General features: G+C 62.0%; 23 protein-coding genes. 9 read left to right on the top strand and 14 right to left on the bottom strand.

Going from position 1 to position 24,154, the window contains the following annotated elements; translation table 11 throughout:
* Together AC07OJ_RS02530 and AC07OJ_RS02525 are read right to left on the bottom strand one after the other, a co-directional pair.
* Entirely contained in the window at positions 1-1,287 is a 1,287-nt protein-coding gene (locus AC07OJ_RS02530) for a CitMHS family transporter (protein WP_495093849.1), read from the bottom strand.
* 98 nt (positions 1,288-1,385) lie between these two features.
* Positions 1,386-2,318 (bottom strand): SMP-30/gluconolactonase/LRE family protein, encoded by a 933-nt coding sequence (locus AC07OJ_RS02525; protein ID WP_495093848.1) that lies wholly within the window; start codon positions 2,316-2,318, stop codon positions 1,386-1,388.
* Between the two features lie 428 nt (positions 2,319-2,746).
* Between AC07OJ_RS02525 and AC07OJ_RS02520 the strand changes: the two genes are divergently transcribed.
* The 4 genes from AC07OJ_RS02520 (at position 2,747) to AC07OJ_RS02505 (ending at position 7,286) form a co-directional block, all read left to right on the top strand.
* Positions 2,747-3,688 carry a hydroxymethylglutaryl-CoA lyase gene (locus AC07OJ_RS02520; protein ID WP_495093847.1) on the top strand — a complete coding sequence of 314 codons (942 nt, stop codon included), beginning with the start codon at positions 2,747-2,749 and terminating at the stop codon, positions 3,686-3,688.
* On the top strand, positions 3,685-4,887 hold the full coding sequence (locus AC07OJ_RS02515; RefSeq protein ID WP_495093846.1) for a CaiB/BaiF CoA transferase family protein: 1,203 nt from the start codon (positions 3,685-3,687) through the stop codon (positions 4,885-4,887). The genes AC07OJ_RS02520 and AC07OJ_RS02515 overlap by 4 nt, the downstream gene beginning before the upstream one ends.
* Before the next feature lie 172 nt (positions 4,888-5,059).
* Positions 5,060-6,379, top strand: coding sequence for an MFS transporter (locus AC07OJ_RS02510; protein ID WP_106803974.1), 1,320 nt, complete (start codon positions 5,060-5,062; stop codon positions 6,377-6,379).
* A gap of 82 nt (positions 6,380-6,461) precedes the next feature.
* Positions 6,462-7,286 carry an IclR family transcriptional regulator gene (locus AC07OJ_RS02505; RefSeq protein ID WP_315414504.1) on the top strand — a complete coding sequence of 275 codons (825 nt, stop codon included), beginning with the start codon at positions 6,462-6,464 and terminating at the stop codon, positions 7,284-7,286.
* Between the two features lie 323 nt (positions 7,287-7,609).
* Here AC07OJ_RS02505 and AC07OJ_RS02500 read toward each other — a convergent pair whose 3' ends face one another.
* Positions 7,610-8,530, bottom strand: coding sequence for a DMT family transporter (locus tag AC07OJ_RS02500; RefSeq protein ID WP_495093845.1), 921 nt, complete (start codon positions 8,528-8,530; stop codon positions 7,610-7,612).
* Positions 8,531-8,683: 153 nt separating this feature from the next.
* On the opposite strand from AC07OJ_RS02500, the gene AC07OJ_RS02495 reads away from it, so the two are divergent.
* Positions 8,684-9,265 carry a helix-turn-helix domain-containing protein gene (locus tag AC07OJ_RS02495; RefSeq protein ID WP_495093844.1) on the top strand — a complete coding sequence of 194 codons (582 nt, stop codon included), beginning with the start codon at positions 8,684-8,686 and terminating at the stop codon, positions 9,263-9,265.
* 108 nt (positions 9,266-9,373) lie between these two features.
* Here the strand turns inward: AC07OJ_RS02495 and AC07OJ_RS02490 are convergent, their stop codons facing one another.
* Positions 9,374-10,141: an ArsR/SmtB family transcription factor gene (locus AC07OJ_RS02490; RefSeq protein WP_495093843.1), complete on the bottom strand. Its 768-nt coding sequence runs from the start codon at positions 10,139-10,141 to the stop codon at positions 9,374-9,376.
* Between the two features lie 74 nt (positions 10,142-10,215).
* Between AC07OJ_RS02490 and AC07OJ_RS02485 the strand changes: the two genes are divergently transcribed.
* Positions 10,216-11,358, top strand: a complete 1,143-nt coding sequence (locus tag AC07OJ_RS02485) for a cytochrome P450 (RefSeq protein ID WP_495093842.1) — start codon at positions 10,216-10,218, stop codon at positions 11,356-11,358.
* Positions 11,359-11,384: 26 nt separating this feature from the next.
* On the opposite strand, the gene AC07OJ_RS02480 is transcribed toward AC07OJ_RS02485, so the two are convergent.
* On the bottom strand, positions 11,385-12,320 hold the full coding sequence (locus tag AC07OJ_RS02480) for a LysR family transcriptional regulator (RefSeq protein WP_495093841.1): 936 nt from the start codon (positions 12,318-12,320) through the stop codon (positions 11,385-11,387).
* A gap of 110 nt (positions 12,321-12,430) precedes the next feature.
* On the opposite strand from AC07OJ_RS02480, the gene AC07OJ_RS02475 reads away from it, so the two are divergent.
* Positions 12,431-12,655, top strand: coding sequence for a DUF2790 domain-containing protein (locus AC07OJ_RS02475; protein ID WP_120448529.1), 225 nt, complete (start codon positions 12,431-12,433; stop codon positions 12,653-12,655).
* Here the strand turns inward: AC07OJ_RS02475 and AC07OJ_RS02470 are convergent.
* The 7 genes from AC07OJ_RS02470 to AC07OJ_RS02440 form a co-directional block, all read right to left on the bottom strand.
* The gene (locus AC07OJ_RS02470) at positions 12,652-13,899 is read right to left on the bottom strand and encodes an OprD family porin (protein ID WP_495093840.1); all 1,248 of its coding nucleotides are present in this window, start codon (positions 13,897-13,899) and stop codon (positions 12,652-12,654) included. The genes AC07OJ_RS02475 and AC07OJ_RS02470 overlap by 4 nt on opposite strands.
* A gap of 42 nt (positions 13,900-13,941) precedes the next feature.
* On the bottom strand, positions 13,942-15,276 hold the full coding sequence (locus AC07OJ_RS02465) for an MFS transporter (RefSeq protein ID WP_065905069.1): 1,335 nt from the start codon (positions 15,274-15,276) through the stop codon (positions 13,942-13,944).
* Positions 15,277-15,345: 69 nt separating this feature from the next.
* On the bottom strand, positions 15,346-16,107 hold the full coding sequence (locus AC07OJ_RS02460) for a 1,6-dihydroxycyclohexa-2,4-diene-1-carboxylate dehydrogenase (RefSeq protein ID WP_495093839.1): 762 nt from the start codon (positions 16,105-16,107) through the stop codon (positions 15,346-15,348).
* A 10-nt stretch (positions 16,108-16,117) separates the two neighbouring features.
* Positions 16,118-17,140, bottom strand: a complete 1,023-nt coding sequence (benC, locus tag AC07OJ_RS02455; protein WP_495093838.1) for a benzoate 1,2-dioxygenase electron transfer component BenC — start codon at positions 17,138-17,140, stop codon at positions 16,118-16,120.
* Positions 17,141-17,150: 10 nt separating this feature from the next.
* Positions 17,151-17,639 (bottom strand): benzoate 1,2-dioxygenase small subunit, encoded by a 489-nt coding sequence (gene benB, locus AC07OJ_RS02450; protein ID WP_065905066.1) that lies wholly within the window; start codon positions 17,637-17,639, stop codon positions 17,151-17,153.
* Entirely contained in the window at positions 17,639-19,012 is a 1,374-nt protein-coding gene (locus AC07OJ_RS02445; RefSeq protein WP_065905065.1) for a Rieske 2Fe-2S domain-containing protein, read from the bottom strand. The genes benB and AC07OJ_RS02445 overlap by 1 nt, the downstream gene beginning before the upstream one ends.
* A 107-nt stretch (positions 19,013-19,119) precedes the next feature.
* Positions 19,120-20,067, bottom strand: a complete 948-nt coding sequence (locus AC07OJ_RS02440) for an AraC family transcriptional regulator (RefSeq protein ID WP_065905064.1) — start codon at positions 20,065-20,067, stop codon at positions 19,120-19,122.
* A gap of 264 nt (positions 20,068-20,331) precedes the next feature.
* On the opposite strand from AC07OJ_RS02440, the gene AC07OJ_RS02435 reads away from it, so the two are divergent.
* On the top strand, positions 20,332-21,153 hold the full coding sequence (locus AC07OJ_RS02435) for an SDR family oxidoreductase (RefSeq protein WP_495093837.1): 822 nt from the start codon (positions 20,332-20,334) through the stop codon (positions 21,151-21,153).
* Positions 21,154-21,164: 11 nt separating this feature from the next.
* On the opposite strand, the gene AC07OJ_RS02430 is transcribed toward AC07OJ_RS02435, so the two are convergent.
* Positions 21,165-22,175, bottom strand: a complete 1,011-nt coding sequence (locus AC07OJ_RS02430) for an aldo/keto reductase (protein ID WP_495093836.1) — start codon at positions 22,173-22,175, stop codon at positions 21,165-21,167.
* A gap of 106 nt (positions 22,176-22,281) precedes the next feature.
* Positions 22,282-23,175, bottom strand: coding sequence for a LysR family transcriptional regulator (locus tag AC07OJ_RS02425; RefSeq protein ID WP_495093835.1), 894 nt, complete (start codon positions 23,173-23,175; stop codon positions 22,282-22,284).
* Between the two features lie 163 nt (positions 23,176-23,338).
* Between AC07OJ_RS02425 and AC07OJ_RS02420 the strand changes: the two genes are divergently transcribed.
* Complete coding sequence (locus AC07OJ_RS02420; protein ID WP_495093834.1) at positions 23,339-24,118, top strand: carboxymuconolactone decarboxylase family protein; 780 nt, start codon at positions 23,339-23,341, stop codon at positions 24,116-24,118.
* The last annotated feature ends 36 nt before the right edge of the window (positions 24,119-24,154 follow it).

The raw sequence follows: 24,154 nt of genomic DNA, 5'->3' as shown, positions 1-24,154 counted from the left end.
TCAGTTATAAATATCGATAGAACCCAGCACGACAGCGGCTACAAACATCACCAGGCAGGTACCGATGCACCAGAAAATGGAGGCGCGCTGGTTGTCGCCGTAGTCCACATCCAGGAGGCCGCACAGCAGATAAGTAGAGGCTACCAGTGGGCTGAGAAGGTGCACCGGCTGACCGATCAGGCTCGCAATCGCCATCTCCTGAGCTTCGATGCCGTAATGGCTGGCGGTCTCGGCCAGGATCGGCAGAATGCCGAAGTAGAAGGCGTCGTTGGTCAGGACATAGGTGAATGGCATGCTGATGAAGGCGGTGAACACCGACATGAAATGCCCGGCGGAATCCGGGATGACCATGATCAGGCTTTCGGAGATAGCTTTGACCATGCCGGTACCGGACATGATGCCGACAAAAATACCTGCCGCAAAAATCAGCGAGGTGACGGCCATGACGTTGTCGGCGTGCTTGCCGATCACCGCTTTCTGCGCCTTGAGCGTGGGAAAGTTGACCATCAGGCCCAGGGCAAAGGCGATGGTGAACAGCACCGGCAGTGGCATCAGGTTAAGCATCATCAGCGCGATCAGGGTGATGGTCAGCGCGGCGTTGAACAGAAAGCGCCAGTCACCCAGGCGAAACTCTGTGAACTGATCCATGAGCTCATCGTTGTCGAGCGTCAGGATCCCGAGGCGGCGTCGTTCTTTCAAGCCGAGCCAGAATGCACTGAAGATCACCCAGCCAAGCCCCGCGATCATGATTGGGATCATCTCGATAAACAGGTCGGTAATGTCGACGTGCATAGCACTGGCCGCGCGGGAGAACGGGCCGGCCCACGGCAGGATGTTCATCACACCAATGGTCAGGATCAGCACTGTCGCCATGACTTGCAGACTTATACCCGTACGGCGGTAGAGCGGCAGCATCGCTGCTGTGGTGATGATGTACATCGTTGCACCATCCCCGTCGAGGCCCACGCAAATGCCCAGGATCGCGGTGCCCACCACGATTTTCAGCGGGTCGCCCTTGACCAGCTTCAGGATCAACTTGATCAGCGGGTTGAACAGACCTGCGTCCGTCATCATGCAGAAATACAGGATGGCGAAGGTGAGCATAATCCCCGTCGGGGCGAGCATTTTCATGCCGTCGAGCATCATCGGGCCCAGGGCGGTGGAAAACCCGGCGAGGCAGCCAAACAGGATGGGCACCAGCACGAGTGCAACCAGTGGTGACAGTCGCTTGCTCATGATCAGGTACATGAAGCAGGCGATCATTGTGTAGCTGAGGATCGTAAGCATGTGTCCCTCTTCTTATTGGTTTTGTTTGGGCAAAGCGCAGCCATTAGCGCGGTTCGAGGCGAATCGAATCCACGCGCCTTGGGCTTGCGTACCTGTAGTTACGTAGTGGCGTGCGAGAACATCGGCTTGCCAGGATGCTCCATGGCTATCTTGAGGATGTGGCCGGTTGAAGAGTCGGTGACGAACAGGTGCCGGTTGCCTTCACCGCCAAACGCCAGGTTGGTCAAGGTCCGTCCTTCGGTGCAGGACCGCAGGCGATAGAGAGGCACCGCATGGCGATCGAACACCCATACGCAGCCATTACCCGCATCGCAAACGAACAGGTTGCCCTGGTCATCCAGTGCAATGCCGTCCGCGCCGCTCACCCCGCCTGCCATGGCCGTGAACACTCCGACCTTGGACGTCGTGCCGTCCGATTGAATGGGCAGGCGCCAGATCGAATTGCCCCGGGTCATGGCCACAAGCAATGCTTGCTCGTGCAGGTCCATGACCAGGCCATTGGGGCTCGGTCCGTTATCCAACAGACAATCCAGACGTTGGCTTTCCAGGTCATAGCGAAACACACGGCCACTGGGGTCGTGCATGCCGGTCTGGCCCTGGTCGGTGAAGTAGAGACGCCCTTCAGGATCGAAAAACAGGTCATTGACGCCCTTGAAGCCCTCGCTGCGGCGGTGGGTAAGGAAAGGCTCAATGCGCTTGCTTAGCGGATCCAGGACCAGGATGCCGCGCTTGTAGTCGGCAATGAAAATTCTGCCATCACCATGAATTTTCAGGCCATTGGGCCAGCCGTCGTACTCCACGACCAACTCCCACTCCCCCTGCGGTGAAATGCGAAAGATGCGGCCGTAGGGGATATCGGTCACGTAAAGATTGCCGGCCCGGTCGAAGGAGGGTCCTTCCAGAAAACTGGCAACCTTCTGGCCCAGTTTGTTGGCACGAACCCAATCCGAGTCGCCGTTGCGCCAGAACTTCTCGGGCAGCCGGGTGAAGACCTCGGTGGTCCTCTCCTGAGGTGGGGGATACAGGCTCATGGCAGCACTCCGCGTATCAACTGGCATCGTGACAAGGAAGGCGAACCTAATTGCTTCAGGTAACGCCTTGCCGTCCAGATGCACAGAGGTTTTTGTTTTTATTTGTTCTATCTGACAGAACAACATTCCTTCTGGCGGAATAACTTTCCAAGCATTTTGATTGCCTGTCAAGCGCGAGATTTCGCTGGGGCGTTGCGCGCGCAGAGCAAAAATTATTCCGCGGGATAACCAGAAACCCTTTGAAAGCGCCAGATGCATGGGGGTGTGAGTGCATCAAGACAGCCGTTGACAGCAGGTATTTTTAAGGCCAATACTAGGAATAGAACAATATTCTGCCTGACAGAACACTCTTAACAATACGTGCTTTTCCTAACCGCCGCATTGCGTGAATGTTCAACAGGCTGTCCCGCAGATGAGGAGAACCTACTGTGAAAGACGCCACTGAAATCGACATCCTGGTAAGTGAAGTGGGGCCGCGCGATGGCCTGCAAAGCGTCAACGCCATCATGTCTACCGAGCTCAAACTGGAATGGATAACGGCACTGGCAACAGCAGGCCTACGCGAGATCGAAGTGGGTTCGTTTGTGCCTCCCAAGCTGCTGCCGCAAATGGCGGACTGTGCGCTCGTCGTGGCCCATGCGCTGACACTGCCGAACCTGCACGTGACCGCCCTGGTGCCTAATCTTCGTGGGGCTGAAGCGGCCTTTCACGCCGGTGTACACAAGATCACCCTGCCCATCTCTGTCAGTGAGCAGCACTCGATCTCCAACATCCGCAAGACTCACGCACAGGTGTTCGAAGAGGTGAAGGCCGTGGTTGCGTTGCGCAACGAACGCTTCCCCGGCATCCAGATAGAAGCAGGCGTCTCCACGGCTTTTGGCTGCACGCTTCAAGGCGCGGTCACGGATGACGAGACCCTCGCCATTGCCGTGAAAATGGCCGAACTCGGTGTAGATGAGGTCGGCCTGTCCGACACCGTCGGCTATGCCAACCCCACTCAAGTGCGCCGCCTATTCATCCGGCTACGCAACGAAATAGGCGCACTCAGCGGCAGTGCGCATTTTCACAATACCCGCGGGCAGGGCCTGGCCAATGTCGTGGCGGCACTGGAAGCTGGCGTCACTACGTTCGATGGTTCCCAAGGCGGTATTGGCGGCTGCCCCTACGCGCCTGGCGCCTCGGGAAATATCGTTACCGAAGACCTCGTTTACCTGCTCGAATCGATGGGCCTGCGCACCGGCGTTGACCTTGACCGCCTGGTTCATGCACGGGATTGGCTGGTTAAAGGGCTGCCAGGTGAACCGCTGTATGGCTTCATCCCCGATGCCGGCGTGGGCAAGAACTTCACCTATGCCAAGGAGCGCGTATGAACCAGCCAGAAGAAAAACAGCTGCCACTGGCCGGGATCCGCGTGATCGAGTTCGTCCACATGGTGATGGGCCCAACCTGCGGCCTGCTGCTCGCCGATCTTGGTGCCGAGGTGATCAAGGTTGAGCCCGTGCCAGAGGGCGACAACACCCGCCGCCTGATGGGCTCCGGCGCGGGCTACTGGATGACCTACAACCGCAACAAGAAGAGTTTTGCGGTGGATATCAAATCCGACGAAGGCAAGGAAGCGGTGCGAAAACTCATCGCCACCGCCGATGTGGTCATCGAGAACTTCCGCCTCGGAGCCATGGAAAAACTGGAACTGGGCTATGAACAGGTCAAAGCCATCAAGCCGGACATCATCTACAGCTCGATGAAAGGCTTCTTGCCGGGTCCCTACGAAAACCGTACCGCCCTCGACGAAGTCGTGCAGATGATGACCGGGTTGGCCTACATGACAGGCCCTGTCGGGCGCCCACTGCGTGCCGGTGCGTCGGTCAACGATGTGATGGGCGGCATGTTCAGCGCCGTCTCCATCCTGGCGGCCCTGCTCCAGCGCAAGGAAACCGGACGCGGTCAATTCGTCCAGACCGGGCTCTTCGAGAACTCGGCGTTCTTGGTAGCCCAGCACATGATGCAGAAAGTGGTCACGGGCGCCTCCGCCGCCCCCATGCCCAGCCGCATTTCTGCCTGGGCGATCTATGACGTGTTTGATACGGATCAAGAAAACGAACAGGTCTTTATCGGCGTGGTGAGCGATAGCCAATGGCAAGCGTTCTGCACCGCTTTCGACTTCCAGGAACTGGGCAACGACCCGGCTCTTGCGCGCAATAACCAGCGTGTGATTGCTCGCGAGCAGATTATGCCATCGGTACGTGAACGCGTTGCCGGCATGAGCAAGCAGGCGGTGATGAAGCTGTGTGAACAGGCCGGCCTGCCCTTCTCCCCGATTCAACGCCCGGATGACCTGTTCGACGATCACCACCTCAACGAATCCGGCGGCATGACAGAACTGGCGCTGCCCAACGGCGAGACCGTGAAAGTGCCGATGCTCCCTTTCGAGATGGACGGCCAGCGTTTTGGCGCACGCCTGAATGTTCCGCAAATGGGTAGCCACTCTCGGGAACTGTTGGAACAACTCGGTTATACCGCCGAGGCGATCGACGCCCTGGAGGCCACAGGCACGATCAAGAGCGCCTGACCGGCGCTACGGCGGGCCAACCTGGGCCCGTTGCGGCTGCCGATAAATCTGACGCGCCGAGGGAGGCTCGGCGTGAACCGCAGAACGGAGTGCCGGAACCGCACGAAATCCTGCCAGAACCGTCGGCGTATCCCGCCACGGTATCCATAACAACAATACCGAGGATACAGTCATGGCTAACGTCACGACCACGACTTCCCACTTGCCCCAGTCCCAGCCTGAAGTGCATTCGGGACTTCAACGCCGAGCGATGAAAAAAGCCGCCTGGCGCTTGATTCCACTGCTTGCACTGGCCTATTTCTTCAACTATCTGGACCGCACCAGTGTGGGTTATGCCGCGCTGCAGATGACCGATCAGCTCGGGCTTACTGCGGCCCAGTTCGGACTGGGCGCCGGCATTATGTTTGTCGGCTACTGCCTCTGCGAAGTGCCCAGCAACCTGGCGATGTACCGCTTCGGGGCCCGGGTGTGGATGGCACGCATCATGATTAGCTGGGGCCTGGCAGCAGCGGCCACAGCCTGGGTTATCGGCCCTTATAGTTTCTATGCCGTGCGCTTCATCCTGGGTGTGGCGGAAGCGGGCTTCTTTCCTGGCGTGATTTTCTTCCTGACCCTGTGGTTCCCCGCGCAATACCGTACACGGGTATTGGCGTGGTTCACCGTGGCTACCCCTATTTCCTTTCTGGTCGGCGGCCCGCTGTCAATCTGGTTGCTACAGATGCACGGCATCTGGGGCCTGGCTGGCTGGCAATGGATGTTCCTGATCGAGGGCATTCCGGCGTGTGTGCTGGGGTTGATCACATTGAAGGTCCTGGCAAACCGCCCCAGCGAAGCCAAATGGCTGACGCAGGAAGAACGTGACGCCCTGAACGACATGCTGGAAAAGGAAGCCGGCAAGGATCAGAAACGCCATGACTTCGGTGTTGTACTCAAGGATCCACGCGTGTGGATCCTCAGTTCGATCACCTTCAGCTTCACCATCGGCACGTACGGCATTGGCATCTGGCTTCCACAGATGCTCAAGGCGCATGGCGTGGAAATCAGCATGATCGGCTGGGTCGCGGCTATTCCGTACTTCTTCTCCACCCTAGGCCTGCTGTTCTGGGCCAAGTATGTCGACCGCACAGGCAGAGGCATCCTTAACCTGGTGATTGCGCTGGTGCTGGCGGGCCTGGCGTTGATGTTCGCACTGAACATGAACGCACTGGCCCCGGCGCTGATAGGCATCACCCTGGCCCTGGTCGGGACGATTTCTGCGAAAACCATCTTCTATACCTTGCCGGCCAAGTTCCTTTCGGGCCGGGCCGCCGCGGGAGGGATTGCGCTGATCAATACCTTTGGCGCGTTCGGAGGCTTCGTCGGCCCCTACCTGATGGGCTATCTGAAAGACGCCACGCAGTCGTTCACCGCGGGCCTGATGGTCATGGGTTGCGTGCTGTTGTTTGCCGCGCTGATGGCCGTGTCGCTGCGTTTCTTCATGCGTGACGCTTGAGCAGCGAATGCTAAGGGCCAGAATGATGTGCTGCCAGACAGACTAGTCGGCGAGTAGGCGCTGCGGGTAAGGTATCGTCAAATTGCTCACCCGTCGCAAGGGTGAGCTTACTCACGATGATGGATTTGCAGCCCAATCACTGGCCGAAATGACCATGAACAGTAACGAAAAACCTGAGAAAGATCCCGCTGACGGCGGCGTTGCCGCGGTCGACCGCGCCTTTGCCATACTCGGCGCCTTCGACACGCAGTGCAGCGTGTTGCCACTGGCAGAATTGGCGCGCCGCACCGGTCTCTACAAAAGTACCATCCTGCGCTTAATGATCTCCCTGGAAAGAGCCGGTTACATTCGTCGATTGCCGGACGGACAATTCGCTATCGGCCACGAACCCCTTCGGCTGGCACCGCTTTACCAAAGTTCATTTCGCCTGCGCGACATCATCTACCCAATACTCGAAACGCTCTCGCAAGAGAGCGGGGAAACTTCCTCGTTCTACGTCATCGAAAACGACAGTCGGGTGGTGCTTTTCCGCGTCGAACCCAAGCGTTCCGTGCGGGTTTCCATTCACGAGGGTGATCGTTTTCCACTTAACGCCGGGGCTTCGGGAAAGATTCTGCGGACTTTCGGCCCGTCTGTTGCTGATGCGCTTGCCAATGTTCGCGAGCAACTCTGGGCGAGTTCTTTTGGCGAACGCGATCCCGATACCGCAGCGGTGTCGGTACCTGTGTTCGGCATGAATAACGAACTCAAAGGCGCCCTGACCCTCTCGGGGCCCTCCGAGCGTTTCAACGAAGACGCCATTACGAGTGCGCGCAAGATGCTGTTGAAACTGGCAGCCCAAGCCACCGGTGCGCTGGGGGGGGACGCTCGGGAGTTACAGCAGGCCAGTGCAAAGATCGAGGGGTGAACCGTTCCACCGAGGCTGACGCGACCATTGAGCAGTCAGCGTATCGCAGCACCCTCCACAGGCCCGCCCGAGCGCAGGTTAGGTGCTGCTATCTGCACTGGCAGTTGGGCTCTGGGCAAGGCTGCCGGGCGTCACCCGCTCTGCTATGACTACCTTCCTCCTGCGCTGCAGCGTGAACCATGGCAGCTCAAATCTTGGCGGGGTCCGGTTACATCGTACAGATCTGCCCGGAGTGGCGACCAGCAGCGTATGCCAACCCTCAACGTCATATGACAGCGCCTGCCACACCAGCCACAGGTGACCGAGTTGAAACACCGCCCAGGTCAATCCTGGCGACCACGGCGGTCAGTCAGCGCGATTATCTGCGGCCCGGGACGGCGCAGTGACCAACCGAAGTTCATCCCCGCCGCCGCCAGCAGAATGGCGCTCGCGCCAATCACTTGCAGGCTGCTGAGCGGATGCGCGAAGGCCACCCAGTCGACCAGGATAGCGGCGATCGGGTAGATGAATGACAGAGCCCCGACCAGGGCCGTGGGGATTTTCTGGATGGCGCTGTAGAGCAGCGTCGACATCAGCCCGGTATGGACCACGCCGATAATGATCAGGTAAATCCAGGCATCCCCGACCGTGTCGCCCCTGCCAAAGTCCACGAATGGGGCCAGCACCAGCACGCCGACCACCATCTGGATCAGCACGATCAGGTGCGCGGGCACCTCCTTGAGGCGCTTGGTGATCGCTGCCGCCACCGCGTAGAAGAAGGCGGAAGACAGCGCCAGGCAAACGCCCAGCAGGTAGTCGGCGCCGCTGGCCTGCCCGCCGCCCTTGGCGAACACGATCAGCATCAGGCCGGCGAAGGCCACCAGCAGCCAGCCGAGCTTGGCAACACTGAGGCGTTCGGCGTAAAACAGCGCACCCAGACCGACCAGCATGAACGGCTGGACATGGTAAACCACCGTGGCAATGGCGATTGAGGCGTGTTGGTAGGCACTGAACAGCAGCACCCAATTGAGCATCAGCGCCACCCCGCCCAGGCACACCCAAATGAACTGCCGGGCAGTGATCAGCGGGCGACGCAGCACCCCCAGCATCAGGCACGCGGCCAACATCGCCAACGCGCCGAACACGCAACGCCAGAAGACCACGGCCTGCGGGCTCTGCCCCGACATGATGACGAACCAGCCCACCGTGCCGGAGATCAGCATGGCCGAAATCATTTCGAACGTCCCACGGGTTTGCGCCTTCATCACTCTTGGCTTCCTTGCTGTCGACATTGCCGTGACCCAGGCCGCCGTCCGCGGGAGAGTTCGACAAATAGAACTTTATAATGAACTAACGACCACTATAATGAACACGCTAACCCAGAGCGTCAATTCTCAATCGGATGATTTGAAGAACAAATGACTGACATAACGAACAGCCCCATGAGCCATAATCCCAGCCGAATCGATCTGCTGGCGCTTTCAATCAAGCGCGAACGCCTGGCCGCCGGGCTGTCCTTGACCGAATTGGCGAAGCGCGCCGGGGTGGCGAAATCGACCTTGTCTCAATTGGAGTCGGGAATCGGTAACCCCAGCATCGAAACCTTGTGGTCGTTGGCGATGGCGATGGGCTTGCAAGTCACTCGCTTCTTCGAGCAGCCCCGGCAAACCCTGCGGGTGATCCGCGCCAACGAGGGCATGACGACGTATGCCGAGACGGCCAATTATGCCGCGACACTGCTTGCCGACTGCCCGGCCGGAGTGCGGCGCGACCTCTACCGGTTGAAGGTACAGCCTGGCGAAGTCCGCCTGTCCCAGCCTCACCCGGCAGGCACCGTAGAGCACGTGGTGCTGTGCAGTGGCAGTGCCCGCATCGGCCCGGCGGACGGACCGGTGTTGCTGAACGCGGGCGACTACATAAGCTACCTGGCGAATGCGCCTCACGTGTTCGAAGCACTCGAGGCCGACACGACTGCGGTGATGGTGATCGAGCATCTCTGAGGTGGCGACCATGGACACGGCACGAACAACCGGCAACGCGCCGAAGTCACCGGCAACGTGCCAATGCTCAGTGAACACGCAGAGGCTGCTTTGCCAGACACGGATCCGTCAGCCGTCATAGGCCAGTTCGGCGGATCGGTTGATCTTTCGTTGCACTGATCCCTGCACCTGTGGGCTTTCAAGCGTGATCCCGAACCGGCCAGACAGCGCTTCCCGCCCCTTGGCTGTCAATCCAAGTGCGCGACTGTCGAGGTCTTGAATAACCCACTGGCGGCTCAGGAGCATCTGCAGGAAAGCCGCGCCGAGCGCCCCCGCCAGATGAGGGCGGCGCATGCTCCAGTCCAGGCATGAACACGCGAAACGACGTCGCTGGGCCCTGGCCTTTTCCACCTCGATACCCAACCCCGTCATGGCTGTTTCGCCGCTCGCCGTGAGCTGATACAGGACATCCCCGGCATCCGCCACGGTCAGCCAGCCTGACGCGATGAAGTGGTCGTGCAGCTGCACGGCCAATGATCCTGCCATGTGGTCATAACAGGTACGCGCAAACTGCAATCGGCTCGGGGTCGTGGAAACGTAGCGCGTGTCCGCGTTTTGGCTGATCACCATGAGGGCCTCGATCGCCTGGGCCACCTGCGCGTCCGCCAGGCTGTAGTAGCGATGCCGGCCCTGCGTGTGCAGCCTTACCAAGCCGGCGTCTTTGAGCCGTACCAGATGCGCACTCGCCGTGGATGCACTCACGTCGGCGATCACGGCCATTTCGGTACTGGTACGTGCGTGGCCATCCATCAGCGCACACAGCATTTTGGTCCTCGCAGGCTCGGCAATGGCGCCGGCTACCCGAGAAATCGCGCTGTCATTGCCTTGGGCATCCATATTTCGTTCCTGAGCGAATCGTCGGCATGAAAGGTGTTCAATAGTAGCTGTTCTTTGTGAACAGGACTCCAGGAATGACGCCTTTTGAAGCCGCGACCCATGCCGACCCCTACCCTTATTACGCTTACCTCAGGCGACAAGGTGGGCTGTACTTCGATACCGATCTTCGGTTATGGATTGCAAGCAGTGCCAACGCGGTCGACGCTCTCCTCGGGCACCCCGACTGTCGAGTGCGTCCGCCGGACGAGCCGGTTCCCGCGGCCATTGCGCAAGGCGCCGCGGGGATGATTTTCGCTCGCTTGATGCGCATGAACGAGGGCCCGCAGCACATGTGCCCGAGGATGGCCATCGAACCGGCGTTGGCCGCTGTCGAGACAGAACGCATCGCAGGCCTCGTGGCACGCCTGGTCGAGACCCTCCCCGTCGAGCACCTGGATGAATTGATGTTCACCGTACCGGTGTGCGTCATTGCAGCGCTGATAGGCTTCCCACCCAGCCAGCTACAGGACGTCGCAAGGCTGACGCGGGATTTTGTTGCCTGCCTGTCGCCCCTGAGCGACGACATTCAACTCGACAGCGCCCATGGCGCGGCGACTCGACTCAGGCAATTATTCAGCGCGCTGCTGAGTGACGCCAATGACAGTAGCCGCTTCTTGAACCACGTCCAAAGCGCTTGCGCAGCCACCGCCTGGAGAGACCGCGAGGCATTGATCGCCAACCTGATCGGCCTGTTGTCGCAGACCTGCGAAGCCAGCGCAGGCTTGATCGGCAACAGCCTCGTGGCGCTGCATCGTGAGCCTGGACTGCTTGAAGGCGGGCAGCAGGTTGCAGACCTGGTGGCAGAAGTGGCGCGCTACGACTCACCGGTGCAAAACACCCGGCGATTCGTCACCCAGCAATGCAATATCGAGGGCAACGTACTGGTGCCAGGCGATACCGTTCTCCTATTGCTCGCCTCAGCCAACCGAGATCCCGGCGCGAACCCGGAGCCCGATCGCTGCTTGCTCGAACGAACCCAGCGACGAACCTTCAGCTTTGGCGCGGGAAGACATCAATGTCCAGGCCAGCCGCTTGCCTTGGCGATCGCCGCCGAGGCGGTCTCGGCATGGCTGCGCCGACAGCCAGCCGCGTCCGTGGGTGCTTTTCGCTGGCGGTATCTGCCCTCCCTCAATGGTCGCATTCCCAGGTTCCATGGTGATCGGGACACCCAGCGATGATCGCAGGGTTTGCTCAGCCCGCCACATCAACGCTGTGCCCAATGCCCCGGTTGTTCCACCACCCCGACGTACTCGGCCAACAACGCCGGCAGGCTGGCCTGCAAAAACGTCACCCACGTGCGCACCTTGGCGTCCAGAAAGCGCCGCGAAGGGTACACTGCGAAGATAGTGCGCTCACGCAGCCGATATTCCGGCAGCAGGCGTAGCAGCGAGCCGTCCTGCAAGGCCGGGGCAGCGCTGAAAAACGGCAACAGGCTGATGCCCATGCCCTCTTGCGTCGCCTTGACCATGGCGTCGGCCACGTTGGTCCGGAAGGCGGTGCCGGGGGGAACGCTGAGGTCCCCCGCCTCGCCCTGGAAGCGCCACTCATCTTCCTGAAAATCCTGCAGGTGCAGGCGCCGGTGTTGCAGCAGTTGCTCGGGATGGTCGGGCACGCCATGGTTTGCCAGGTAACGGGGCGCCGCGCACGGCACGCTGAACAGCTGGCCGATGGTCTGGCTGACGAGGGCCGAATCCGGCAGCGCGTGGGCGATGGAGATCACCACATCATGCCCCTCCTCGAGCGGATCAGGGGTGTGCTGGGACAAGCTCAGCTCCATCGACACCTGCGGGTGAAGCTCGCTGTAGCGTGCGATCAGCGGGGTGATCAGCACGCCCAGCCCGCTCATGCAGTGCACGCGCAGGCGTCCGCGCGGGTTGAGGTGGGCGCCGCTGGCTTCGGCGCTGGCGTCCCGGATGTCGTCGAGGATGCCGCGACAGCGCAGCAGGAAACGCTCGCCCGACTCGGTCAGGCTCAGGCGTCGGGTGGTGCGCTGCAGCAGGCGCGTCTGCAGGTGCTGCTCCAGGTCGGCGATCAACCGTGAGACGTGCGCGCCGGAGAGGTTCAACACCTCTGCCGCCGCCGCGAAGCTGCCACTGTCGACCACCTGCACAAACACCCGCATGCCATTGAACACGTCCATCAGCGTCGGGCCTTGATTGCTACGTAATACGTACGGGTCATTTACCGGTTCCTGTGTTTAATACGGCGCTGCAGCCACTACACTGGAGCCTGTTGATAGAGGACGACACCATGAAAATTCGATTGCTCGGCGTGGCTTTGCTGCTCACCGCCACCGGCGCTTTCGCCGCCGGCGGCAATGACAGCCAGGGGCTGGATATCCAGCAGATTGTTTCCGTCACGGCGGTGCCTGGCAGTTGCCAGGTCGAGCCCGCGACCCTGGTGTATCTCGACAGCCAGGGCGTCAGCCACACGCTCAACTACAGCGTGATGGGCACCTGCCAGGGCGGCGTCTAGAGCAGCTTCCAGGTGTAACTGAGGATCAGCCGGTTCTCATCGATGTCGCTGCAGTAGTTGGAGCGCGCCATCACATTGCGGATGCGGATGCCCAGGCCGCTCAGCACGCCACTTTGCACGGCGTACCCGATGTCGAGGTCGCGCTCGCGGTCCTTGCCCTCGTAGCCGGCACCGGTCTTCACGTTGTCGCCGGTGATGTAGCGCACGGTGGTGGTCAGTCCCGGCAGGCCCAGCGCGGCAAAATCGTAGTCATAGCGCACTTGCCACGAGCGCTCGTCGGTGTAGGCGAACTCATAGGTGGGCACCTCGTTGCCCAGCGGGCTGATGTTGGCGAAGACGCGCGGGAAAGCGCTGTCGCCGTACATCGCTTGGTAACCCACATAGACCGTGTGCGCGCCGCGCTTGGCCGACAACAGCGAGAAAAACGCCTGGTTGTCGATCTTGCCGAGCAACCGGTCGCCGTCTTCGCGCGCAGTGTAATAGCCAAGATTGGCGCCCAGTACCCAGGTGCCAACCGGCTGGCTGTGCTTGAGGCCGATGAAATCCTGGGCGTAGATGTCCTTCAACTGCCCGTGCCAATAACTGACGCTGGTGCGCTTGCTGTTGAAGGCATAGTCGCCGCCCACGTAGTTGAAGGCATCACTCTCGGCCCCGCGCTGCGGTACATGGCCGAGCATGGCGATCATCTTTTCGTCACCCGCCTCGTTGCGCAGGCTTGTGGTGCTCAAGTGGCCGGCCTGCAACGCCAGGCCGTTGATCTCGCTGGAGCTGATGCCCACGCCCTGGTAACTCGGGGGCAGCAGGCGGATGTCGCTGAAGGCCAGCACTGGCAGGTTGGGCTGCAGCTCGCCGACCTTCAATTCGGTGTTGGACAGCCGCGCCTTGAAGGTCAGCCCCAGGCGGCTGTACTCGTCGGCGGCGCGGCCATCGTCCTTGACCGGCAGCAAGCCGCTATTGACCCGGTCCGGGCTGCTGTCGAGCTTGAGGCCCAGGGTGCCCAGCGCATCCAGGCCGAAGCCCACGGGGCCTGGGGTGTAGCCGGACTTGTAAGTGAGGATGAAGCCCTGGCCCCACTCCTCGGCCCGCGATTGCCGATTGGCCCCGACGATGTCGGAGAAGTCGCGGCTGAAGTAGTAGTTGCGGGCCTGCAAGGTGGCCGTCGAGTCCTTGAGAAAACCACCCTCGTCAGCCGTCGCCGCAAGGGGCACGCCCAACAGGGCGAGCCAGATACGTTGTGTGTGCATGTCGTTGCTCTTCGTTATTGTTGTTATCGACGGTTCGGCAGGTCACAGCGCCTGGGCGGTCGGCAAGACGACACGGGTGCGCCGCTCATTCAGGGCAAACACGGTCATCGCCAATGCGGCGATGGCACCGGGAATCGCAAAGGCCATGAAGTTCAGCTGCAGCGGCAGTTCAATCGCCATCAGTGCACCGCCCAGCAGCGGGCCGACGATGGCACCATTGCGGCCGATGCCGGACGCCCAGCCCAGGCCAGTCGCGCGGATAGACAAGCCATACAATTGCGCCGCCCCGGCATACAGCAGGATTTGCGTGCCGATGGTGGTCGCGCCCGCGATGAAGATCAGCAGGTAGAGCACCGGCATCGGGCTGTTGATGCCCAGCAGGCTGATCGAGAACACCCCGGCGATAAAGAAGCCGATGGTCACGGTCACCAGGTTAAGACGATCACCCAGGCGCCCGCCGATCAACGCGCCCGCCATGCCGCCCAGGTTCAGCGCCACCAGGAACGACAGGCTCGACCCGAGACTGTAGCCGGCGCCGGCCATCAGTTTGGGCAGCCATGAACTCAACGCATAGACCATCAGCAGGCAGCAGAAAAACGCGGTCCAGATCATTGCCGTGCGCACCGCCAGGCCGTGGCGGAACAACTCCACCACCGAGGCGCCCTTGCCCTTGATGTCCGCGATGACCAACTCGTCGTCGGCATTGATCGGCGTGCCCGGCGACAGCCGCGCGAGCAGTGCCCGTGCCTGGTCCGTGCGGCCTTGTCGAATCAGGAAACCAATCGATTCCGGCAGCCAGTACACCACCAACGGCAGCAACAGCAGCGGGATGACCGCGACAAAAAACATCGACGACCAGCCATAGGCCGGCAGCATGAAAATCCCCACGCTCGCCGCGAGCATTCCGCCCAGGGAGTAGCCGCTGAACATGAAGGCCATCAAGGTACTGCGGACTTTTTTCGGTGCATATTCGTTGATCAGCGCGGCGGCATTGGGCATCAACCCGCCACAACCGAGCCCGGCGATAAACCGGCAGATCCCGAACTCGGTCGGGCTGCTGGCGAAGCCGTTGATCACGGTGGCGATGCTGAACAACGCAAAGCAGAACACGATGCCTTTCTTGCGGCCGAAGCGGTCCGCCAGGGTGCCGAAGATCAACGCGCCGAACATCATGCCGAACAGCGCATAGCTGCCCAGGGCACCGGCCTGCAAGGGGGTGAGCCCCCACTCACGCATGATCGACGGCAGGACCACACCGTAGATAAACAAGTCATAGCCGTCAAAGATCAACAGTACCGCACACAGGCTCACGATCAGCCAGTGAAAGCGGTTGAACGGGGCATTATCAATTATCGAATGGACATCATGGGTACGCATGGCAGTGCTCTCTTTATTGTTGTTGTGAGTCAATGTCTGCAGGTGGAACACGCAGGTGAAAGCGGGCGGTCAGCCGAGGTCGCCACCCCCTACCGGCAGGGTTACGCCGGTGATGTAGGACGCCTCGTCGGAGGCCAGGAACAGAATCGCGCCAGCCTGTTCGTCGATGCTGCCGTAGCGCTTCATCGGGCTGCTGTCGAGGGTCTGGTCGACGATCTGCTGATACCACAGGCGTTCCTGCTCGCTCTGTGGCTGGCTGTTGCGCGGGATACGCCGTGGTGGCGCCTCGGTGCCGCCGGGCGCGGTGGCATTGACGCGGATGCCGCTGCCGGCGGTTTCCAGGGCCAGGCAGGCGGTCAGTGCATTCACCCCGCCCTTGGCCGCGCCGTACGGCACGCGATTGAGCCCACGGGTCGCCACCGAAGACACATTGACGATGGCGCCGCTGCCCTGCGCCAACATGTACGGCAGCACGCAATGGCAGCACCACAGCGTCGGGAACAATGAACGGCGCACTTCGGCTTCGATTTCGCTCTCGGCGTAGTGCTCGAACGGTTTGGCCCAGATGGTCCCGCCGACGTTGTTGACCAGAATGTCGAGGCGCCCGAACCGCGCCTTTGCGGCGGCCATCACCCGCGCGCATTCGGCGTGCTGTTCGAGGTCGGCGGTGAGCAGCAGCGCGCGCTCATGCTGCAACTCATGCACGAGTTCCGAGCGATCCACCGCCACCAGCCAGGCGCCCTCCTCCAGCAACCGCTCGGCAACGCGGCGGCCGATGCCCTGGGCCGCGCCGGTGACCAGCGCGACCTTGTCTATGAAACGTGAAGTCATGCGTATGTCCTCAGGCGGCATCGCAGCTGGCGCTGACGTTGGGGGTGAATTTTTCGTAGTGGAAGCTCGCAGGGTTCACGCCCTGCGTCTTGAAGTGCTGGCGCACGGCATCAACCATCGGCGGCGGCCCGCACAGGTACACGTCGACATCACCGTCGTTGAGTACTTCGCTGGCCATGTGCTGGGTGACATAGCCCTGGCGTGGATGCGCGGTCTGCGGGTCGGCCACGCAGGTGATGAAGTTGAAGCTCGGCAGCCGTGCGGCAAACGCCTGCAGTGCCTCTACCATGACGAGATCCTGGTCGCGTGTGACCCCGTAGATCAGTGTTATCGGGCGGGTTTCCTGGCGCTGCGCAAGCACTTCGAGCATCGACAGGAACGGCGCCAGGCCGGTGCCGCCGGCCAGCAACAACAACGGCCGCGCCACTTCGCGCAAGTAGAAACTGCCCAGCGGGCCGGTCATGGTCACGCTGTCGCCCGGTTGCGCGCGCTGCAGCCAGCCGCTCATCAAGCCGCCCGGCACGTGCTTGATCAGAAAACTCGCGCCGGTCTCACCGGGGCGGCTGCTGAACGAATACGCACGCGTCTGGCCGCTGTCGGGCACGCCGATGTTCACGTACTGGCCGGGCAGGAACACCGGCGCCTGATCCAGTTCGAAACGCACCTCCAGCGCCGCATCGGCGTGGCGGGTAATGCCGGTCAGCGTCGCGACAAATGCGGTGGTGCCGGTCTTGCAGGCGCTGGACGGCAGCGGCACGGCAATCACGCAATCGGACTGCGGCACCATCTGGCAGGTCAGCACCTGGCGCTGCTGCGCCTCGTCTTCGCTCAGGGCGTCGTCGATGTAGTCGTCGCCCAAGTCATAGGCGCCGGTTTCGCAGTGGCATTTACAGGTGCCGCACACGCCGTCCGAGCAGTCCATGGGCAGGTTGATGCGTTGGCGGAAGGCAGCATCCAGCACCTTCTCACCCGCCTTGCAGTCGATGAAACGCGTGACCCCATCTTCGAAGTTCAGGGCAATGGCATACGTCATGGCGGTGTCCTCAGATGTGGTAGATGTCGATGACCTGGTGGATGTAGTCGTTTTTCAACACGACCTTCTTGCGTGTGATCAACGGCTGCTCGGCGCGGGTATCGAGGTGGTAGAACGAGGTGCCGAAGTAACTGTCGGTGGTCTTGTAGCGATGGCTGAGGGTGTGCCAGTTGAAGCGCAGTTCGACCTGCGCGCCGTCGTCGGCCAGCACTTCGAGGTTGCTGAGCAGGTGCACGGTGCGCGGTTCCGGTGTACTGGCGCTGGAACGCTCGGTCTTGATCCGGAAGATGCGGTCTTCGAGGCCGTCACGGCTGGGGTAGTAGATCAGCGAGATCTCGCGTTGCGGGTCTTCGACGAGGGTGTCGTGGTCGTCCCAGGCCGGCATCCAGAACTCCGCCTTGGGTGAATAGCACGCCAGCCATTCATCCCACTGACGGTCATCGAGCAAGCGCGCTTCGCGGTAGAGAAAGTCGAGCAGGCGGTCACGGGACAGGCTCATCACACCGCCTCCCGGTCACTGGCAATCAGGCCTTGCTGCTCACGTTCGATCGCGCGCTGCAGGCTCGCGGCCCAATGCGCGTGCTGGCGCACGAACAGCCCTTCGTCTTCGGTTTTGACCCCGCTGAGTTGCGGGTGCATGCCCATGGCCCTGGCGTTTTCATCGGCGCCTTCGACCCATTGCTTGGCGCCACGGCTGAGGTCGTTCCACAAGGTGCTCGCGCCCTGGTAGCCGGTCTGGCAGGCGCGGAATTCCTCCAGGTCGTCCGGTGTGCCCATGCCGCTGACGTTGAAGAAATCTTCGTACTGGCGGATACGCGTGGCGCGCTCCTGGGCACTTTCGCCGATGGGCGCCATGCAATAAATCGTCACTTCGGTCTTGTCCACCGCGAGCGGCCGCACCACCCGGATCTGCGTCGAGAACTGGTCCATCAGGTACACATTCGGGTAGAGGCACAGGTTGCGGGTCTGGTCGACGATAAAGTCGGCACGCGCCTGGCCGAGGCGTTCGGCCAGCGCCTCGCGATGGGCATGCACCGGGCGCACGTCCGGGTTGAGCAGGCGTGTCCACAGCAGGATATGCCCGTGATCGAAGGCGTAGACGCCGCCGAGGCTTTTCGACCAGCCATTGGCGTCGACGGTGCGCGTGCCCTCGGCCTCGTAGTTGCGCCGGCCCATGGTCGCCGAGTAATTCCAGTGCACCGAGCTGACGTGGTAACCGTCGGCGCCGTTCTCGATCTGCAGCTTCCAGTTGCCGTCATAGACATACGTCGAGCTGCCGCGCAGTACCTCCAGGCCCAAGGGCGCCTGGTCGACCATCTGGTCGATGATCACGCGGGTTTCGCCGAGGTAGTCGCTCAGTTCAGGCACGTCCTCGCCGAGGCTGCCGAACAGAAAGCCGCGGTAGTTTTCAAACCGCGCCAGGCGCTTGAGGTCATGCGAGCCATCACAGTCAAAACTGTCGGGGTAGGCCCCGGTCTTGGCGTCCTTGACCTTGAGCAGCTTGCCCGCATTGCTGAATGTCCAGCCGTGGAACGGGCACGTGAACGAGCCCTTGTTGCCTTGCTTGCGCCGGCACAACATGGCGCCGCGATGCGCACAGGCGTTGACCAGGCCATGCAGGCTGCCGTGCTTGTCACGGGTGATGACCACCGGTTGGCGCCCGATCCAGGTGGTGAAATAGTCGTTGATCTCGGGCACCTGGCTCTCATGGGCCAGGTAGAGCCAACCGCCTTCGAAGATGTGCTTCATCTCCAGGGCGAACAGGTCAGGGTCGGTAAAAATGTCGCGGCGGCAGCGGAACACGCCGTTGGCGGGATCTTCCTGCACGGACTCGCGCAGTTGTCGGGCGAGTCGGTCGAGTGTACTGGTCATGGGGCAAGCCCTCCGTTGTTCTTGTATCAGGCGCCCTCACCGTACGTGTCCGACATGTCGTCCAATATCCCTTTTCTGCAGATCACTATCCGCCGAGTGCACGCGGCTCAGCGGTGGCGCTTCCAGGTCTGCGAGGGCAACTCGCCAAAGCGTTGGCGATAGGCCTCGGAGAACCGTCCCAGGTGCGTAAAACCGTGGTCCAGCGCCACCTCGGTCACGCTGCGCGCGCTGCTCAGCTGCAGGCGGGCATGCACCCGTTCAAGCTTGCGCCGCCGTACGTAGTCACGCGGGGACAGGCCGACCTGGCGCTCGAACAGGCTGTACAGCGAGCGCTCGCTGACCTTGGCCACTGCCATCAGTTGTTCGAGGCTGATGTCGTCGGTGAGGTGCTGTTCGACAAACTCACGCACCGCCTCGAAGCCGCCACCCTGTGCAGGCTGGGGGATCACCCGCAGTACATTGCTGCCCAGCAGGGCCAGCAACTTGGTCGCCACGATGCGCTCGTACAGGCTCTGCATATGCGGTTCGGCAGCGTTTTCCGCCTCGTGGCAGATCAGCCCCAGCAACGGCAGGAACCCGCCCATTTCGCTGAGTGCATGGCGCGCGGTCGCAAAGCGGATACCCGGCTGCGGCAGCGCCCATTGCTGCTCCAGGCAAGCGTTTTCGAGCAGGCGTACGGGTAATTTGATGATGAATTTTTCGCAGTCGGCGGAATACGTCAGGTCCACCGGATCATCCGGGTTGATCAGCAGGATCTCGCCAGGTCCGAACACATGCTCCACGCCTCGCGAATGCGAGCGGCAATGCCCGCTCAGCAGGATCTGCAAGTGGTAGATGGTTTCCAGCGCCACCGACGTGACCCGCACCGGCGCGCCGTAACTGATGCGGCACAGGTCCAGGCTGGAAAAAGTGCGGTGGCTGATGCTCGCCTGCGGCCGGCCCTTGGGGGGCAGGCGAATGCAGTGGCTGCCGACATGCTGGTTGACGTAGTCCGACACCGCATAGGCGTCGGCACCCTGGAAAATCTGGCTGCGCTCACTCAATAGCACGGTCATGGTTGCGCCTCTTTTATAGTTATTGGCCTCAGGCTGACGCCTGGTGTTGCGACCGTCCAATATGGATAAGGTCTGAATGAATACCCTGCAGGTATGGTCGACGGATAATACGCATAAGCCCGCGCACCGGCGCACGGGCGGCGAAACGTCTTGATACCTATTGGCCGACTCATGAGATCAGCTCATGAGACCTCGCGGTTTTGCACGACTAATCATCAGGAGCTGCTGCCTCTAAAGTGGGCACCCCCGCTTTGAGGAAATCCCATGAAGGAAGTCACCGTAGTCATAGGTGCCGGCTCGATCGGCCAGGCCATCGCGCGGCGCGTCAGTGCCGGCCAGCACGTCGTGCTTGCCGACCTGCGCCAGGACACCGCCGAGGCGGCAGCAAAGGTCTTGAGTGATGCCGGTTTCGAGGTGACCACCGCCCAGGTGGATGTCGCGTCGCGAGAGTCGGTCGTAGCGCTCGTCGCACTGGCTGCCGGCCTTGGCGAGATCACCAAGGTGATCCATGCCGCCGGTGTGTCACCGTCCCAGGCATCGCCGGCGACCATCCTGCGGGTCGACCTGTACGGCACGGCGCTGGTGCTGGAGCTGTTTGGCGAAGTGATTGCCAAGGGCGGTTCGGCCATCGTCATCGCCTCGCAGTCCGGGCACCGTCTGCCGGCGCTGAGTGCCGAGCAGAACAAGGCGTTGGCGCTGACCGCGACTGAAGCGTTGCTGGCCCTGCCGATGTTGCAGCCTGCGCAAGTGACCGACTCGCTGCACGCCTACCAGCTGTCCAAGCGTGGCAACGCGCTGCGCGTCGCAGCGCAGGCCGTGCGCTGGGGCAAGCGCGGTGCGCGCGTGAACACGATCAGCCCGGGCATTATCTTCACGCCGCTGGCCCGCGATGAGCTGAGCGGCCCACGCGGGGACGGTTACCGTCGCATGATCGAATCCAGCGCCGCCAAGCGCGGCGGAACACCCGATGAAGTCGCGGCCGTCGCGGCCTTGTTGATGGGCCCGGAAGGCACCTTCATCACGGGCAGCGACTTCCTCATGGACGGCGGGGTCACCGCGCACTACTGGTACGGCGATGACCAGTGATACCGCGCGGTCTAGCTGACCTTGCGCCCTTCCACCGGGTAACCCGGATCAGTAAAACCATGGGTCGAGGCATGGCCGGGCACGACCAGGCTGTCGACCAGCGCTTCGTCCTCCGGCCCCAGTTCCAGGCCCAGCGCCTCCAGGTAGCTGTCCCACTGCGCTTCGGTGCGCGGGCCGGCGATCGCCGCGCTGATCAAGCGGTTCTTCAAGACCCAGGCAATCGCGAACGCCACGGAAGTGGTACCCCGCGCCGCCGCACGCTCGGCAATGGCCTTGGCGATCTTCAACGACTCGGGGCGCCATTCGGTCTGCTGGATCCGTTTGTCACCGCGCCCGGCGCGGGTGTCCGCCGGTGGCGGCGCGTCCACCGCGTATTTGCCGCTGAGCACGCCACGGGCCAGTGGGCTGTAGGGCACGACGCCAATGCCGTAGTGGCCCGCCACCGGCAACTGCTCGACCTCGGCGACACGGTTGACGATGTTGTACAGCGGCTGGCTGACGGTCGGGCGCTGGATGCCCAGCGCGTCGGCAATGCGCACCATCTCGGCGATTTTCCAGCCGTGAAAATTCGACACCCCGTAATAGCGGATCTTGCCTTGGCGAATCAGGTCGTCGATGGCGCGCAGGCCCTCTTCCAGTGGCGCATCGCTCAAGGTGCGGTGGAAATACACGATGTCGATGTAGTCGCTGCCCAGGCGTTGCAGGCTGGCGTCGACCGCCTGCATGATCCACTTGCGCGACTGGCCCTGCTGGTTCGGGCCGGCCTCGGCCGACGCCGGATAACCGAACTTGGTTGCCACCACCCATTGGTCACGCTGGGCGGCAATGGCGCGGCCGACCACGGCTTCGGAGCGCCCGGCGTGATAGGCATCGGCGGAATCGATAAAGTTGACGCCAGCGGCGCCGGCTTTGTCGATGATGCGTTTGGCGCTGGCTTCATCAGCCTCGCCACCGAACATCATGGCCCCCAGGCACAGGGGCGACACTTTCAAGGCACTGCGGCCCAGGTAACGGTAATTCATGGCTCACCCTCAACGGCGTTGGAAACGTAGACGGATCCTAGGCCAATGCGCATTGATGATTAAGGCGCTAAAGAAGGATACGGCCATGAGCCTGCCTCATGAGTGATCAAGTGTTATAGCGCAGCGCCTCCACCACCAGGTTCAACGCCCGCGAAGATTGGCGTCGACTCGGGTAGTAGATGTGCAGGCCGGGAAAAGTCGGAAACCATTCTTCAAGCACCCAGCACAGGCGACCCGCCGCCACGTGCTCTTTGGCCAGGTCTTCGGGCAGGTACGCCACGCCGCAGCCGTCCAGCGCCGCCGCCAGCATCGGGTAGGTGCCGTTGAACGTCAGTTGGCCCTGCACCCGCACCTGCACTTCGCGGTCGCCGTTGGCCAACTCCCATGCATAGCAGCCGCCGTGGGTCGGCAGGCGCAGGTTGATGCAGTTGTGCGCGGCCAGCTCGTCCGGGGCCTGCGGCGCCGGGTGGGCTTGCAGGTAGGCCGGCGACGCGACCATGGCCATGCGCAGGTCGGGGCCGATACGCACGGCGATCATGTCCTGGGCCACCTGGTTGCCCAGGCGCACGCCAATGTCATAGCGCTCGGCGACGATATCGGTCAGGCCATAGTCGGTGATGATTTCGACCTTGATGTCGGGATAGCGCGGCATGAACGCTGACAGGCGCGGCCACAGCAGCGCATTCGCTGCGTAGTCGGTGGCCGAGATACGCACCGTGCCGCGCGGCGAATCGCGCAGTTCGAGGATTTCGGCCAGGTCCGACTCGATCTCGTCAAAGCGTGGCGCCAGCTTGTTGTACAGCTGCTCGCCGGCCTCGGTCGGCGCCACGCTGCGGGTCGTTCGCGTCAGCAGGCGCACGCCCAGTCGGGCTTCGAGCGCCCGCACGGTATGACTCAGGGCTGATTGCGAAACGCCCAGCTGAGCGGCCGCCCGGGTGAAGCTGCGTTCACGCGCGACCGCCACAAAAGCCAACAGGTCGCCGTAGCCTTCGCGTGCCATTGATGAACCTCATTCATAGGGTGATGAAGGTGCAGCGTATCGCAGATCAATCCGACCGCGCGATGAATTGATGAGCCGGACTCATAAACGCATGCCGGTTATGCGGCTTAATCAATGCAAGCCAGCTGCCGACCATGGGGCTCACCTGCTTAAGGAGCGCCCGATGAAACTGTTGACCGCCACCACCTTCGCCACCCTGCTCTACGCGGCTGTCGTAGATGCCGATCAAGCCCAGCCGCGTCCGGACCCAAAGCCCTCCTCTGCGGTGCTGGAAGTCACGCCGCAACTGTATGCCTACACCACCGAGCTGTTATTCGGTGAGGTGTGGAAACGTACCGAGCTGGCACCGCGTGATCGCAGCCTGATCACCGTGTCGGCGCTGATCGCCAACGGACAGGTGTCGGCACTCGCGGACCACCTCAAGCTGGGCCTCGACAATGGCCTCACGCCCAGCGAGATCAGCGCGCTGATCACCCACCTGGCGTTCTATTCAGGCTGGCCGAACGCGATGTCCGCTGCCGCAGTCGCCAAGCAGGTGTTCATTGAACGAAACATCCCGGACGAGCAGATCTCGCCGCCGGCAGGCGCCGCCCTGACGCTGGACCCCGACAGTGAAGCCAAGCGCCGCGCCGCTGTCGACGCCGGTGTCGGCGGTGTGGCCCCGCAGCTCGCGCGCTACACCAATGAAGTGTTGTTCGCGGACCTGTGGCGCCAAAGCACTCTCAGCGCCCGCGACCGCAGCCTGGTCACCGTCGCCGCGTTGATCGCCCAGGGCCAGGCGGCGCAACTGCCCTTCCACCTCAACCGCGCGCTGGACAACGGCCTGAGCCAGGCCCAGGCCGCCGAGGGGGTGACGCACCTGGCGTTCTACGTGGGCTGGCCGAAGGCGATGTCGGCGGTGCCGGTGCTCAAGGAGGTCTTCGCCGCCCGGGGGCAAGGTTGATGCACACGACATAATAAAAATAGATGATCTTATTAA

It is taken from the genome of Pseudomonas sp. GW821-FHT09C08 (assembly GCF_059418125.1).
This window is presented reverse-complemented; position numbering and strand designations above follow the sequence as displayed.

Coding starts and splice junctions, on each gene's coding strand:
- AC07OJ_RS02445 (WP_065905065.1), bottom strand. CDS start 19,012: ATGACCAGTACACTCGACCGACTCGCCCGACAACTGCGCGAGTCCGTG.
- AC07OJ_RS02515 (WP_495093846.1), top strand. CDS start 3,685: ATGAACCAGCCAGAAGAAAAACAGCTGCCACTGGCCGGGATCCGCGTG.
- AC07OJ_RS02480 (WP_495093841.1), bottom strand. CDS start 12,320: ATGGACGTGTTCAATGGCATGCGGGTGTTTGTGCAGGTGGTCGACAGT.
- AC07OJ_RS02490 (WP_495093843.1), bottom strand. CDS start 10,141: ATGGATGCCCAAGGCAATGACAGCGCGATTTCTCGGGTAGCCGGCGCC.
- AC07OJ_RS02525 (WP_495093848.1), bottom strand. CDS start 2,318: ATGAGCCTGTATCCCCCACCTCAGGAGAGGACCACCGAGGTCTTCACC.
- AC07OJ_RS02440 (WP_065905064.1), bottom strand. CDS start 20,067: ATGACCGTGCTATTGAGTGAGCGCAGCCAGATTTTCCAGGGTGCCGAC.
- AC07OJ_RS02435 (WP_495093837.1), top strand. CDS start 20,332: ATGAAGGAAGTCACCGTAGTCATAGGTGCCGGCTCGATCGGCCAGGCC.
- benB (WP_065905066.1), bottom strand. CDS start 17,639: ATGAGCCTGTCCCGTGACCGCCTGCTCGACTTTCTCTACCGCGAAGCG.
- AC07OJ_RS02495 (WP_495093844.1), top strand. CDS start 8,684: ATGACTGACATAACGAACAGCCCCATGAGCCATAATCCCAGCCGAATC.
- AC07OJ_RS02475 (WP_120448529.1), top strand. CDS start 12,431: ATGAAAATTCGATTGCTCGGCGTGGCTTTGCTGCTCACCGCCACCGGC.
- AC07OJ_RS02530 (WP_495093849.1), bottom strand. CDS start 1,287: ATGCTTACGATCCTCAGCTACACAATGATCGCCTGCTTCATGTACCTG.
- AC07OJ_RS02430 (WP_495093836.1), bottom strand. CDS start 22,175: ATGAATTACCGTTACCTGGGCCGCAGTGCCTTGAAAGTGTCGCCCCTG.
- AC07OJ_RS02460 (WP_495093839.1), bottom strand. CDS start 16,107: ATGACTTCACGTTTCATAGACAAGGTCGCGCTGGTCACCGGCGCGGCC.
- AC07OJ_RS02485 (WP_495093842.1), top strand. CDS start 10,216: ATGACGCCTTTTGAAGCCGCGACCCATGCCGACCCCTACCCTTATTAC.
- AC07OJ_RS02510 (WP_106803974.1), top strand. CDS start 5,060: ATGGCTAACGTCACGACCACGACTTCCCACTTGCCCCAGTCCCAGCCT.
- AC07OJ_RS02420 (WP_495093834.1), top strand. CDS start 23,339: ATGAAACTGTTGACCGCCACCACCTTCGCCACCCTGCTCTACGCGGCT.
- AC07OJ_RS02465 (WP_065905069.1), bottom strand. CDS start 15,276: ATGCGTACCCATGATGTCCATTCGATAATTGATAATGCCCCGTTCAAC.
- AC07OJ_RS02470 (WP_495093840.1), bottom strand. CDS start 13,899: ATGCACACACAACGTATCTGGCTCGCCCTGTTGGGCGTGCCCCTTGCG.
- AC07OJ_RS02425 (WP_495093835.1), bottom strand. CDS start 23,175: ATGGCACGCGAAGGCTACGGCGACCTGTTGGCTTTTGTGGCGGTCGCG.
- benC (WP_495093838.1), bottom strand. CDS start 17,140: ATGACGTATGCCATTGCCCTGAACTTCGAAGATGGGGTCACGCGTTTC.
- AC07OJ_RS02500 (WP_495093845.1), bottom strand. CDS start 8,530: ATGAAGGCGCAAACCCGTGGGACGTTCGAAATGATTTCGGCCATGCTG.